Source organism: Bacillus sp. MAG717A (assembly GCF_036884855.1).
Lineage (GTDB): Bacteria > Bacillota > Bacilli > Bacillales > Bacillaceae > Bacillus > Bacillus safensis.
The window spans coordinates 2,127,499-2,140,078 of record NZ_CP145733.1 but is presented as its reverse complement, the minus strand read 5'-3'; the positions used below and the strand labels follow the sequence as shown (position 1 = coordinate 2,140,078).

Sequence of the window (12,580 nt, the reverse complement as noted above, 5' to 3'; positions counted from 1 at the left end):
AATCCCCTTTCTCACATGAGAAAGAGGATTTTTTTATTTATTCAAACCCAACCGTCATCGTCTCTGGATTCGAGCCGACGCGCTCGTTATTGTTTAATGCATCGATTTTTTCCATGTCTTCTTTAGAAAGCTCGAAGTCAAAGATGTCTGCATTTTGTTTAATGCGTTCTTCATTGATTGATTTAGGAATTGTCACGACACCGCTTTGCAGATCCCAGCGCAAGATGACTTGAGCAACAGATTTGTTGTAGCGTGCAGCAATGTCTTTCAAAACGTCATGATCTAATAGCTTCCCTTGCATCAGCGGAGACCATGCCTCAATTTGAATCCCTTTTTCCTTTGCATATTGACGCAGTTCAACAAGTGTCAGTTTCGGGTGAAACTCCACTTGGTTCACAGCTGGAACAACCTCAGCATCTTTTAACAGCTCTTCTAAATGCTGAATATAGAAGTTGCTGACTCCAATGGCTCTGACTTTCCCGTCTTTATAAAGCTTCTCAAGTGCGCGCCAAGTGTCTTTAAATGTATCTGCATTTGGTCCAGGCCAATGAATCAAATAGAGGTCTAAATAATCAAGACCTAATCGGTTTAAGCTTGCGTCAAACGCCTCAAGTGCTTTATCATAGCCTTGATCTGTGTTCCATACTTTAGACGTAATAAATAAGTCTTCTCGTTTCACGCCAGATTCTTTAATTGCTTTTCCTACGCCTGTCTCATTTTTATAAACAGCTGCCGTATCAATGCTGCGATATCCGTTCCGTATGGCTGCTTTTACGGCATCTACCACTTGATTGCCGTCCTCCACTTTGAATACACCTAAACCAAACCAAGGCATTTCCACTCCGTTATTCAGTGTTACGGTATCATTCAAGCTTTTGACCATTTTAACAACCACCTTTTTTATAGATTCCATCTCTTTCATTATCTCATGTTGTGCTTCAAAACTCTATTATCAGGCGTTTCTCTTCGCTTCGATGGCTAAGAGCAGCGCACCAGTCATGCCAGCCTTCTCCTCAAGTCTAGGGGAGACAATGTATGTATCAAGCGGCGGCAGGTCTACATAATCATTTACATAAGCAGCTAGTTTCTCCCGAATGAGTGGGAATAGCTGCTTTTGCTTCATGACACCTCCGCCCATGATGATGCGCTCTGGGCTTAAAATGAGCGAGTATTGCATAAGCGCCTGCGCTAAATAATCGGCTTCAAGTGCCCAAACCGCTTCGTTCTGCGTCAGCTCTTTGGCAGGTTTCCTCCACCTTTTCTCAATCGCTGGTCCAGCTGCCAGTCCTTCTAAACAATTTCCATGTGACGGGCAGACACCTGCAAATGGGTCAGATTCATGCTGCCTGACAAGGATATGCCCCATCTCAGGATGTGAATGACCGTGTAGAAGCTCATTTTTCACAACAGCTCCCGCACCAATGCCCGTACCGACCGTGATATACAAACAGCTGCTTAGCCCTTTGGCTGCCCCTTTTGTTAATTCACCTAGTGCTGCGGCATTGACATCGGTTGTAAAGGATACGGGGACACCTAATTGCTTCTCAAGCTCAGGAATGAACGGGTAATGCTTCCACTCCACTTTCGGTGTGTTCATGATATAACCGTATGAAGGATTGTCCTTTTGAACACAAATGGGTCCAAAGGAGCCAACCCCTAATGCTGCAATGTCATGCTCCTCGAAAAATGGAATGAGCTTTTCTATTGTTTGATCCGGGTGCTCTGTCGGAATCGTCATTTCCTCTAAGATGTCTCCATGCTCATTACCGATTGCACAACAAAATTTTGTACCCCCAGCTTCAATTGCTCCATAATAGGTCATCATTGATCTCCCCCCTGCTCGTTCTCTTTCTTCATCATAAAACACGGGGGAGAAGATGACAACATCACGTATTGGTGAGCAGAACTGCTTCCATGTCATTAATATATTCCCTTAAATGATGGGCAATATCACGATTGATCTCACCATCTTCATATAAGGTTTGTATTTCATTTCGAATCGTCTGTACAGCTTGGAAGTTAAGCTCTTTTTTCTTCCGGTCAAATGAACGGTCTTTTTGCTGGAAGAAGCTTGGACCGTGTTCACAGCGGTAAATCACTTGGTTGTAAAAACCAATAACTTGGTGACACGTTTGCTGGTTTTCATCTGTCATATGCTGTTTGATCGAGTCTACCGCAGCTTCAGCCGTTTTCTTACGGATTTGTTTGTACGAGTCCTCTTTTTCTAAAATACCGTTTGAAATGTGCTGATTCGGCCGCCATAATTGCAGCCATTGAAGCAAGCGGAGAAACTTCACCTTTGAAAAACGAATTTTGAATGAGTTTGAATACAGCATTTCCAGCTCATGAAATCTCTCTTGCAGCTCATAAGCTTCTTCCTTGTCAATTTTCTCTTCCTCAATTAATTGTTGAAGTTTCATCTGCTCTGCTTTGATACCATGCAATCTGATTTTTCGCTCTTGTTTTCTCATCCCGAATTGGTATGGTTCACGCTGGATATTTCTCAGCTTCATGCGGTAATCATTGATAAGTGCAAGGGATACTTCCCTGTTGTCCTCATTCATCCCTTCTTTTAACGTTTTAATAGCACTTCTCAGCAGTTTTCGTTTTGCATGCTGAATCTTTGTATCCAAGTCCACATCGACTTGTTTATCTTTTTTCTCAGATAAAAGAGGCAGTAACACACTGGCTAAAATGAGTGTACATAAGATCACGCCTGCTGCGAGGAAAATAATCAAGTGCCGCTCTGGAAATGGTGATCCGTCCGCGAGCGTAAATGGGATAGAGAAGGCACCGGCTAATGTCACAGCCCCGCGGACACCAGAGAATGTCATGAGCATCGAGGCGCGAAACTTCGGCTTTTTCACATTTTGCTTTTTCGTTGCACTCCATTTTCCTGCCCAGAACAGCCATACCCATAAGAACCGCAGCACCATGAGACAGAGCGTAATAATTAAGATGTAGCTAATCACCTGCATGTTGTTAAAGGATTCATCTTGGAAAATGACTGTAGAAACATCCGGAATCTGCAATCCAAGTAAGACGAAAACAAGTCCGTTTAAAATAAATAAAATAATATTCCATGTGTTTGATGAAGCAATTTGCAGTTTGGCTAAATTCGCTTCCATTCGGTCTTGCTCAATGGCATGTGTCACACCGCCAGCCACAACGGCTAAAATTCCGGATACACCGATTTCTTCCGCTGCTAAATAGATCACAAATGGTGTAAGGATTTGCAGGATGATATGCATTGTGACATCGTCCATTCCTAAACGGCGGAGAAAATAGCGAAAACGAATGATAAAAAAGGATAGAATAAATCCAGTCAATAAGCCGCCTGCTGCAATCAGTACAAAACTAAAGGATGCCTGAGCAATTGAAAAGGCTCCCGTCACCGTTGCGGCAATGGCAAATTTAAAGGCGACAAGTCCTGAGGCATCGTTCATCAGCCCTTCGCCTTCCAGCAGTCTCATGATGCCCTTTGGCATATTCACACGGCTGGATAAAGCACTTACTGCCACCACATCTGTCGGTGATAAAATCGCTGCAAGCGCAAATGCTGCTGGAAGCGGTATGCTTGGAATCATCCAATGAATGGTATATCCCGCTACAACGACGGTCGCAAACACTAAACCAAGCGCTAAAAGGAGAATCGGTGCTCTTAATTTCCATAGCTCGTCCCTTGGGGTACGCTTCCCGTCATTAAATAACAGCGGCGCAATAAATAGAACGAAGAAGAGTTCAGGATTTAAAGAAATATGTAAACCTGAAGGAAAAGCTGCCACCAATATTCCTAAACCCACTTGAATTAACGGAACGGGAATAAAGGGGACAAAACGATTGATAATATTAGATGCTGCAATGAGTGCCAGTAGTACGAGCACTGCCAAAAAAATCTCCACTAGTACATGTCCCTCCTATGTATATTTTTCGTCAAGTTTTGCTTACATGCAAAGATGTGTTCATTTCATCCATCCGTCCGATCAGAAGTGCTTCTTTAGTATTCCGCAAAAAGTGAAACCAACACATAACAATCCATCTAGGCAAAAAAAGGCTGAATCTAGATATTCAGCCAGCTGACAAAATTTTCATCATATGTATTGTTCAAATGATGAACAAAATACCCTGCTTTTATTTTACACGAAAACTCCATCATCTGCTGATATTCAGCTCTTATTAAACACAAAAAAAAGAGCGGAATCGCCCTTTTTTCGTTTTACCCTTTATTTAAAAAATAAGACCTGGCGGGAAGACGCCATTTGAATAAGTAGGAACAAACCCTGCATACTACGAGGATGACAAACAGCAAATATAAAGCAAGCTCTCCTTGCGCTAAGCCGAGTCCGACGAATAAGCCTCCAAGAGCTGCCCATACGGCGTAAATCTCTGCTTTTAGCACAAGCGGCTTTCGTCCTGCTAATAAATCACGCACAATTCCGCCGCCGCTTCCAGTCAAAATGGCTGCCACAATGACTGCACTGAGCGGGAGTTCTCTTTGCACAGCAAATAATGCGCCTTGAATCGCAAACGCTGCTAAACCGATCGCATCCGAGAAATTTCCCCATGTGCTCCAGTGTTTGAGCAAAAGCTTTGGAAAAAGAAACACAATCGTAATGGATACAAGGGCAATCGTAAACATTTTGCCCTGTGACCATAAAGCAGACACCGGCAGACCAATTAATAGATTCCGAATCGCCCCACCGCCAAATGCTGTCACAATCCCTAAAATGTACACACCAAGAATATCGTACTCTTCCTCCATTGCCACAATCGCTCCACTGATGGCGAATGCGACAATGCCAATGATACTTAAGACTTCCCATGCCATTTTCCGCTTATCTCCTTACCTTTATCTGATCATCTAACACTACTCCCTTAATGTATATCTGACACAGGTGAAAAGCAATACAAATTTTCTTTAAATTTTATCTTTTTGCAAAAATAAAAAATAGCCCGCTTTGAGCAGGCTATATTATTCAATCTTCTTTTGCATTTAACAGCAGCATACTTATGATGATGAGAATAAATGCAATAAGGGCTAGTAATGGAATGGTAATAAAACCAAACCAGTTCAAATAATCAACGGAACAAGGAATACCGCTCAGGCAAGGGCGAATCGATGCAAAGCCAGGTATCTTTTGTTCCATATAATGATAGATAGAAAAACAAGCGCCAATCACAGCCAAAGGCAGAACGTAATATTTCACTTTCACATCGCCTCTGAATGTCGCAATTCCAAGTAGAAGCACGAGCGGGTACATGAAAATGCGCTGAAACCAGCACATATCGCATGGGATAAACTTCTTTACTTCACTTAAATACAGGCTGCTCATCGTCGCAACGATAGAGACGATCCAAGCACTGTATAAGTAAACAAGCTTATTCTTCATGATTTTTTCCCTTTGAGCTCTTGATCAATTAATTCTTTGATTTCATCATAGTCATAAAAGTTTTGGACTTGTTTATTGTTAATGAAAAGAGTTGGTGTTGCATTCACTTTATATTGGTTCACAAGCTGATCGTCTGTGTTCAGCTGCGGCTGATATGTTTTCTTCGATAGGTTATCTTTAAGCTTGTCCGTATCTATTTTTGTTGTCTTCTTCGCTAGCTCCGTCAGCTTAGCAGGCGTAACCCATTCTGCTTCACTATCTGGCTGTGCTTGATAGACAGCTTCATGAAATGCCCAAAAGTTTTTCGGATCTTCTTTCCACACTTCTTCAGAAGCTAGTGCTGCAAGCACAGCGCCATCTCCATGAACAGGAAGTGGTAAGTTAATAAACGAAAATGATACATCGCCTTTATCTATGTAGTCCGCTTTCAGTTTTGGGAAAATGTCTGTTTCAAATGATTTACATGAAGGACATTTATAATCCCCAAACTCGACAATTTGCACGGCTGCGTTTTTATCTCCCATGACAGGCTGTCCTTTAATAGAAGGCTTACTGTCAACCGTTTGTGCTTCTTTGCTGTTGTTGTTCCCAATGACGACGAATAATCCGATGAGAAGAGCTGCGATAATGGTTAAAATGACAGCAAATTTAATGGATGAAGATTGATTATTTTTTTTACTCACAAAAGCACCTACCTTATCTTTTTCATTCCTTCAAAAGAAAAAGGATAATAGCTTAGAATAATGCCATTATCCAACTTCTTCTATTTTAACAAGAGGGGATTCATTATGAAAGATGGTATTCATGAATTTTTCCTTACAATTTTATTTCATCACCCTCATGGCATTTAAAACAGCGAGTACGGTCACACCGACATCCGAGAAGACGGCTTCCCACATGGTTGCAATACCAAATGCACCGAGTAATAGGAAAACCCCTTTAACTCCAAGAGCAAATGCAATGTTCTGCCATACAATTCTTCTTGTTCGTTTAGCGACAGCGATGGCTTCTGCAACTTTTGATGGCTGGTCTGTCATAATGACGATATCAGCCGCTTCTACCGCTGCATCTGAACCAAGCCCGCCCATCGCAATACCTATGTCTGCTCTTGCTAATACCGGTGTATCATTAATGCCATCCCCAACAAATAATAATTTTTCTTGAGGCGCTTTTTTCTGATCAATTTCTTCTAATTTTGTTACTTTATCCTGCGGCAATAATTCTGCATGAACTTCATCAATGCCAATTTGCTGGGCGACCGCTGTTCCGACTTGCTTGGCATCACCAGTCAGCATGACAGTTTGAATGCCAGACGCTTTTAGAGCAGATACGGCTTCAATTGCATCATCCTTTAATTCATCTGCAATCAAGATCGATCCGGCAAACTCACCGTTAATCGCCATGTACACAACCGTTCCGCTTCGTTTTTCTTTTTCATACGAAATGCCTTCTCGTTCCATCAAGCGATGATTTCCCGCTAAGACTTGTGAACCACTGATGGTCGCTTTAATTCCATGTCCTGCAATATCCTCATATGCTTCAATCTGGCTTTCATCAAGCGGCGAACCATATGCCGCTTTAATTGATTCAGCGATCGGATGTGAAGAATGAGCTTCTGCTAAAGCTGCAAAAGAAAGCAGCTCCTCTTCTGACCACTTTTCGCTAGTTGTCACGATATTGGTCACCGTAAAGTTTCCTTTTGTGAGTGTGCCCGTCTTATCAAATACAGCATAGCTCACAGAGTTCAGTGCTTCTAAATAGTTACTACCTTTTACAAGGATGCCTCGTTTAGAAGCTGCCCCAATTCCCCCGAAGAATCCTAATGGGATGGACACGACAAGCGCACACGGACATGAAATAACAAGGAAAACGAGTGCCCGGTAAACCCAGTCAGACAATTGTGCTGATGGAATGAGAAGCGGCGGCACAAAGGCAAGCAGTAATGCCAATACAACAACAGCCGGTGTGTAGTATTTTGCAAACTTTGTGATAAAGTTTTCTGTCTGCGCTTTTCGGCTACTCGCATTCTCAACCAAATCTAAAATTTTCGTCACTGCCGATTCGCTTAGCCCTTTTTGTACTTCAATTTCAAGAATCCCGTTTTGATTCACAAATCCTGCAAGAACTTCCTTACCTGCTTCTACATCCCGCGGCACAGACTCCCCTGTTAATGCGGAGGTATCCACGAGTGAAAAGCCTTCAATGACAAGGCCATCAAGTGGAATTTTTTCGCCCGGTTTCACGACGATACGGTCACCGACTTTTACTTCTTCCGGCTTCACTTTTTTCGTTTCATTTCCTACTTTGAGATTCGCATATTCAGGGCGAATATTCATTAATTCACTAATGGATCGTCTTGAACGATTCACTGCTGCCCCTTGGAACAGCTCTCCAATTTGGTAAAACAGCATCACTGCCAGTGCCTCTGGATATTGCTGAATCACAAAAGCGCCAGCTGTTGCAATGGTCATTAAGAAGTTCTCATCAAATACTTGGCCTCGCACGATATTTTTCAGCGCTTTAAAAACCACATCACCGCCGACTAGTAAATAGGCTGCGAAAAACGTAATGAATTTTAGTAAGCCATCTTCTGGTATAAAATAAGCTGCTGTTCCAATGACTGCACCGCCAATTAATTTCAGCACAATCGCTTTTAAATTCTTTGTCCCATGATCATGATCGTGATGATGGCCTTCTTCTTTTGGTGATACACTCACATGAGGTTCGATGGATTGAACCGTTTTTTCAATACGCTTTGACATCGTTTCTTGCTTATCTGCATGTGTGACAGTCAATGTCCCTGTCGCAAAATTAACGGAACAAGCTTCAACGCCATCCATTTTGCTGACACCTGTTTCAATTTTACGTGCACAGTTTCCACAATCAAGACCGTTTAATACGTATTCATCCTTCATTTTTTTCATGTTCTCACCTTTTTTCTATATGATAAGTAACGTTCCCTGGATCAATGAAACCTATTAAAAATCAAAAACTTTATATATGAGCATATATTCATATATTGGATTACCTTTATTATATGAGGAGTTCTTGTCTTCTGTCAATCATTTATGAAGAAATCATTGTTTTTTTGTGTCCGATTCTGTCATACAGATTTTCAATAAATCAAGCCTCATGTCCCCTGCTCCCCGCATAACATAAAAACGATCATTTTCAGTTTTTCTCTTTACAAAAGAAGGACAGACGCTTAGAATAAAATAAAAGTTTCCCTAAGGAAACAAATTAGCATTAGAGAATCATTTCATCCTTTAGTCAAAATTATTTATTTTATGCATATATCTTTAGGAAGTGCAATCATGATTGAAAGGGGCCGCAAGAGATGTCAAATGCTTTAACAATCGACCGTCTTCATGTCTCATATCACGGACAGGATGCATTAGAGAACGTCTCTCTTTCCATACAGGAAGGGACAATGACAGGAATCATCGGTCCAAATGGTGCTGGTAAATCGACGTTACTCAAGGCATGTTTGGATTTAATTGAAAAAGACCAAGGGGATATTCGTTTTTTTGAACAGCCCTTTAAACAAGTGAGAAAACAGATCGCCTATGTACCGCAGAGAAATGATTTAGATTGGACGTTTCCCATTCATGTACTGGATACCGTACTACTTGGAACATATCCGAAGCTCGGACTAATGAAACGTCCAAAAAAAGAAGACCGGGCATATGCGTATCACTGTTTAGAAAAAGTTGGAATGCAGGACTTTGCCAAAAGACAAATCGGTGAGTTATCCGGCGGGCAGCAGCAGCGTGTCTTCCTTGCAAGGGCTCTTGCTCAAAACGCACAGCTCTTCTGTTTGGATGAACCGTTTGTCGGGATTGATATGGCAAGTGAAGAAACGATGATGCGCATTTTGAAGGAATTACGAGATGAAGGGAAAACCATTTTGGTTGTCCATCACGATTTGAGTAAGGCGGATGATTATTTCAGCCATCTTGTTCTGTTAAATAAAAAACTCATCAAAGCAGGGCCTGTACACGACATCCTTCGCCCAGAGATCATGCTGGAAGCATATGAAACACAGCTGCCATTCTTAAAATCAGCAGGAGGAGACGTGTAATGGAATTTTTAACCGGACTCTTTGAATATGCTTTTTTACAAAAAGCACTATTTACATCCGTGATGGTAGGCATCATTTGCGGCGTTATCGGCTGCTTTATCATTTTACGCGGCATGGCCCTGATGGGAGACGCCATTTCACACGCCGTACTGCCAGGTGTCGCCATCTCTTATATGCTTGGAATTAACTTTTTCTTCGGTGCCGTTTTAACTGGCGTATTAACAGCGATTGGGATCGGTTACGTGAGTCAAAACAGCCGCATAAAAAATGATTCAGCCATCGGCATTGTCTTTACAGCCTTTTTCTCAATCGGGATTATTTTGATCACATTTTTGAAAAGTTCAAGTGACCTATATCATATTCTATTTGGAAACGTACTAGCTGTTCGATCATCTGATATGTGGATTACACTTGGCATCGGCATTTTTATTTTGCTAGCCGTTATCGTTTTCTACAAGGAACTGCTCATTAGTTCATTTGATCCGGTGATTTCTTCAGTTTACGGTTTGCCGAATCGTATGATTCATTATTTTCTCATGACCTTATTGACCCTTGTAACCGTTGCATCACTGCAAACCGTTGGGATTATTCTTGTCGTTGCCATGCTGATCACGCCGGCAGCCACCGCTTATCTCTTGACAGACCGGCTCTGGATCATGATTTATTTATCTGCTTTTTTCGGTGCTGTTTCTGCTGTCATCGGGCTAGGGCTTAGCTTTACGTATAATTTATCGTCTGGTGCTTCCATCGTGCTGGTCGCCACCATTTTATTCGGCAGTGCCTTTATCTTTTCACCAAAGCAAGGCATTCTATGGAGATCATTAAAATCTAAACGAAAACGAACACACTTAAAAAAGGAAGCGTCTATGTAAAAGGAGGACATATATGAAGAAGGTATTCGCAATCCGTTTGACCGCAGTATTCATTGCCCTTATGATCATCGCAGGCTGTTCGACCCAGCAAAGTAATTCCGGTAAAGATGACGGCACAATAAAAGTTGTAACGACCTACTCCATTCTTTATGACATTGTGAAGGAAGTAGGCGGGCAGCATGTCTCTATTCACAGCATTGTTCCCATTGGTACAGACCCACACGAATTTGACCCACTGCCAAAGGATGTTCAATATACGACGGATGCAGACCTTGTTCTATATAATGGCTTGAACCTTGAAACAGGAAACGGCTGGTTTCAAAAACTGCTCGAGTCGAGCGGCAAGGACGGGGATGATGCACCTGTAGCCGAGCTGAGTAAAGGCGTCAAAGTGAAGCATTTGTCTTCAAAAGGGCTCGAAAGCCAGCAGGACCCCCACGCATGGCTGAATGTTGAAAATGGGATCCTTTATGCCCAAAATGCCCGAGATGCGCTCATTCAAGCGGACCCTGAGCATAAAGAGGATTACAAAAAAAATGCAGAAGCCTATATCAAAAAGCTTCAAGCTCTTCATGATGAAGCAAAAGACAAGTTTGATCAGCTGCCAAAAGACAAAAAGCTCCTAGTCACAAGTGAAGGAGCATTCAAGTATTTTGCAGAGGCGTATGGACTGAAAGCCGGCTACATTTGGGAGATCAACACAGAAAGTGAAGGAACACCAGGACAAATGAAGCGCATCATTCATTTTGTCAAAGATCATCAAGTTCCTGCTCTCTTTCTTGAAACAAGCGTTGATAAACGAAGCCTTGAAAGCCTCTCTGAGGAAACCGGGGTTCCAATCAAAGGGAAAGTCTTCACTGACTCTATTGGAAAAAAAGGTGAAGATGGAGACAGCTACTATAAGATGATGAAATGGAATATTGACACCATTTACAAAGGGTTGTCATCATAAGGAAAGACAGGTGGAGTGAATCCGCCTGTCTTATTTGTCAGCCTGCTATATTTTCTGGGTGTTTTTTCGGCCAAATGACGTAGCTGATGCTAATGACAAAATCAATGGCTAGGATCATTCCCCATGTATTGACAAGCTGCATCAGGGCTTCCGTCCGCTCTGGTGCTTGGATGAGATAGGTCAAACCATATAACAGCCCCGCTCCGATGACATAAGAAATGACATGCCGAGCCCAGCCGACCATTTCATACATAGAACGCTCTTTACCGTACTTTGGTTTTCCCTTTGGCTTTGGGCCTCCTGCAAATCGATAGGCAAACCTAGCATCTGCCCATTTCACCATTTGATGTCCGAAGGCAAGACTCACACCAATATAAACAGCCGCAAGCCCGTGGATGACAGTCGCCACAGCACCCTGTCTTAAATCTATAAAAGTAGCCGCAAGAAGGATGAGATCTAACACCGGCGTACAGACAAGAAAGAAAGCACCCCACTTTTTCTGTTTAAACACATAACGAAGCGTTAGACCCATTAGAATAAACAGCCAAAAACCAATTTCACATGCCACAATCAATAACCCGACCAATTCCCCCACATCCTTTTTAATACGATTGTATTAAATAAAAAATAACACAGGTGTGTTAAAAAAACAACTGCTATGCTAAAATCAATGTATGCCAAAAATCGTCGATCACCATAAACAAAAACAAAAGGTCGCTCAAGCTGCAATGAGAGTGATTAAACAAGAGGGATTGGAAAGCGCTTCTGTACGAAAAATAGCAGTAGAAGCTGGAATTTCAGCCGGCTCTATGCGTCATTATTTTTCCACACAACAAGAGTTGTTTCTATTCTCCATGAATTTAATTCAGGAAAGAGTCAAGGAGCGGATTACAGGGCTTCCATTAAACGGTTCAACGGAGGAAAATGTCATCAATTTATTGGAGCAAGTTCTTCCACTTGATGAAGAACGAAAATTTGAAATGGAGGTGTGGCAGGCTTTTACAGTCAAGGCACTGACTGAACCAGATTTACAGCCGCTCAATGCAAAGATGTATGACGAGCTTTTTCAAACGGCCCAATATTGTTTAATGAAATTGAAAGAGGATGGGCTGCTGCTAGATGATATCGATCTTTTATTAGAAACTGAGCGGCTTTATGCGGTCATCAATGGGCTTGCATTGAATGGAATCGTGCAGCCCGAACGTATACCGCCTCAGCTCATACGCTCCGTGCTGCAAATGCACCTGCAATCCATCACAAAAAAAGACATGTCTCCCTAATTGGA

At 42.1% G+C, this 12,580-nt stretch carries 12 protein-coding genes; 4 read left to right on the top strand and 8 right to left on the bottom strand.

Annotated elements, in window-relative coordinates:
• Positions 1 to 37 precede the first annotated feature (37 nt).
• From V6Z54_RS10860 to V6Z54_RS10830, 7 genes are all read right to left on the bottom strand, one after another.
• Positions 38 to 883 carry an aldo/keto reductase gene (locus V6Z54_RS10860; RefSeq protein ID WP_039181397.1) on the bottom strand — a complete coding sequence of 282 codons (846 nt, stop codon included), beginning with the start codon at positions 881 to 883 and terminating at the stop codon, positions 38 to 40.
• A 69-nt stretch (positions 884 to 952) separates the two neighbouring features.
• Complete coding sequence (locus V6Z54_RS10855) at positions 953 to 1,822, bottom strand: ROK family protein (RefSeq protein WP_338527972.1); 870 nt, start codon at positions 1,820 to 1,822, stop codon at positions 953 to 955.
• A gap of 64 nt (positions 1,823 to 1,886) precedes the next feature.
• Positions 1,887 to 3,902: a Na+/H+ antiporter gene (locus V6Z54_RS10850; RefSeq protein WP_041088266.1), complete on the bottom strand. Its 2,016-nt coding sequence runs from the start codon at positions 3,900 to 3,902 to the stop codon at positions 1,887 to 1,889.
• 314 nt (positions 3,903 to 4,216) lie between these two features.
• Complete coding sequence (locus V6Z54_RS10845; protein WP_024423463.1) at positions 4,217 to 4,828, bottom strand: trimeric intracellular cation channel family protein; 612 nt, start codon at positions 4,826 to 4,828, stop codon at positions 4,217 to 4,219.
• A gap of 148 nt (positions 4,829 to 4,976) precedes the next feature.
• Complete coding sequence (locus V6Z54_RS10840; protein ID WP_024423464.1) at positions 4,977 to 5,390, bottom strand: disulfide oxidoreductase; 414 nt, start codon at positions 5,388 to 5,390, stop codon at positions 4,977 to 4,979.
• The gene (locus V6Z54_RS10835; protein WP_025094107.1) at positions 5,387 to 6,073 is read right to left on the bottom strand and encodes a thioredoxin domain-containing protein; all 687 of its coding nucleotides are present in this window, start codon (positions 6,071 to 6,073) and stop codon (positions 5,387 to 5,389) included. Before V6Z54_RS10835 ends, V6Z54_RS10840 begins: the two co-directional genes overlap by 4 nt.
• A 141-nt stretch (positions 6,074 to 6,214) precedes the next feature.
• Entirely contained in the window at positions 6,215 to 8,314 is a 2,100-nt protein-coding gene (locus V6Z54_RS10830; protein WP_073979015.1) for a heavy metal translocating P-type ATPase, read from the bottom strand.
• 413 nt (positions 8,315 to 8,727) lie between these two features.
• Here V6Z54_RS10830 and V6Z54_RS10825 point away from each other — a divergent pair, with 413 nt between their 5' ends.
• Genes V6Z54_RS10825 through V6Z54_RS10815 form a run of 3 tightly spaced genes read left to right on the top strand, consistent with a single transcriptional unit; the run spans position 8,728 to position 11,295 of the window.
• Positions 8,728 to 9,471, top strand: a complete 744-nt coding sequence (locus V6Z54_RS10825) for a metal ABC transporter ATP-binding protein (RefSeq protein ID WP_041088261.1) — start codon at positions 8,728 to 8,730, stop codon at positions 9,469 to 9,471.
• Positions 9,471 to 10,343 carry a metal ABC transporter permease gene (locus tag V6Z54_RS10820; protein WP_041088259.1) on the top strand — a complete coding sequence of 291 codons (873 nt, stop codon included), beginning with the start codon at positions 9,471 to 9,473 and terminating at the stop codon, positions 10,341 to 10,343. Before V6Z54_RS10825 ends, V6Z54_RS10820 begins: the two co-directional genes overlap by 1 nt.
• A 13-nt stretch (positions 10,344 to 10,356) precedes the next feature.
• Complete coding sequence (locus V6Z54_RS10815; protein WP_269102500.1) at positions 10,357 to 11,295, top strand: metal ABC transporter substrate-binding protein; 939 nt, start codon at positions 10,357 to 10,359, stop codon at positions 11,293 to 11,295.
• 37 nt (positions 11,296 to 11,332) lie between these two features.
• On the opposite strand, the gene V6Z54_RS10810 is transcribed toward V6Z54_RS10815, so the two are convergent.
• Positions 11,333 to 11,881 (bottom strand): hypothetical protein, encoded by a 549-nt coding sequence (locus tag V6Z54_RS10810; protein ID WP_041088257.1) that lies wholly within the window; start codon positions 11,879 to 11,881, stop codon positions 11,333 to 11,335.
• A gap of 88 nt (positions 11,882 to 11,969) precedes the next feature.
• Between V6Z54_RS10810 and V6Z54_RS10805 the strand changes: the two genes are divergently transcribed.
• On the top strand, positions 11,970 to 12,575 hold the full coding sequence (locus tag V6Z54_RS10805) for a TetR/AcrR family transcriptional regulator (protein ID WP_041088256.1): 606 nt from the start codon (positions 11,970 to 11,972) through the stop codon (positions 12,573 to 12,575).
• Positions 12,576 to 12,580 lie beyond the last annotated feature (5 nt).

What these genes read in the sequence shown, in the direction of transcription:
- V6Z54_RS10830 (WP_073979015.1), bottom strand. Translation starts at nt 8,314, where the DNA reads ATGAAAAAAATGAAGGATGAATACGTATTAAACGGTCTTGATTGTGGA.
- V6Z54_RS10860 (WP_039181397.1), bottom strand. Translation starts at nt 883, where the DNA reads ATGGTCAAAAGCTTGAATGATACCGTAACACTGAATAACGGAGTGGAA.
- V6Z54_RS10840 (WP_024423464.1), bottom strand. Translation starts at nt 5,390, where the DNA reads ATGAAGAATAAGCTTGTTTACTTATACAGTGCTTGGATCGTCTCTATC.
- V6Z54_RS10815 (WP_269102500.1), top strand. Translation starts at nt 10,357, where the DNA reads ATGAAGAAGGTATTCGCAATCCGTTTGACCGCAGTATTCATTGCCCTT.
- V6Z54_RS10820 (WP_041088259.1), top strand. Translation starts at nt 9,471, where the DNA reads ATGGAATTTTTAACCGGACTCTTTGAATATGCTTTTTTACAAAAAGCA.
- V6Z54_RS10825 (WP_041088261.1), top strand. Translation starts at nt 8,728, where the DNA reads ATGTCAAATGCTTTAACAATCGACCGTCTTCATGTCTCATATCACGGA.
- V6Z54_RS10855 (WP_338527972.1), bottom strand. Translation starts at nt 1,822, where the DNA reads ATGACCTATTATGGAGCAATTGAAGCTGGGGGTACAAAATTTTGTTGT.
- V6Z54_RS10805 (WP_041088256.1), top strand. Translation starts at nt 11,970, where the DNA reads ATGCCAAAAATCGTCGATCACCATAAACAAAAACAAAAGGTCGCTCAA.
- V6Z54_RS10845 (WP_024423463.1), bottom strand. Translation starts at nt 4,828, where the DNA reads ATGGCATGGGAAGTCTTAAGTATCATTGGCATTGTCGCATTCGCCATC.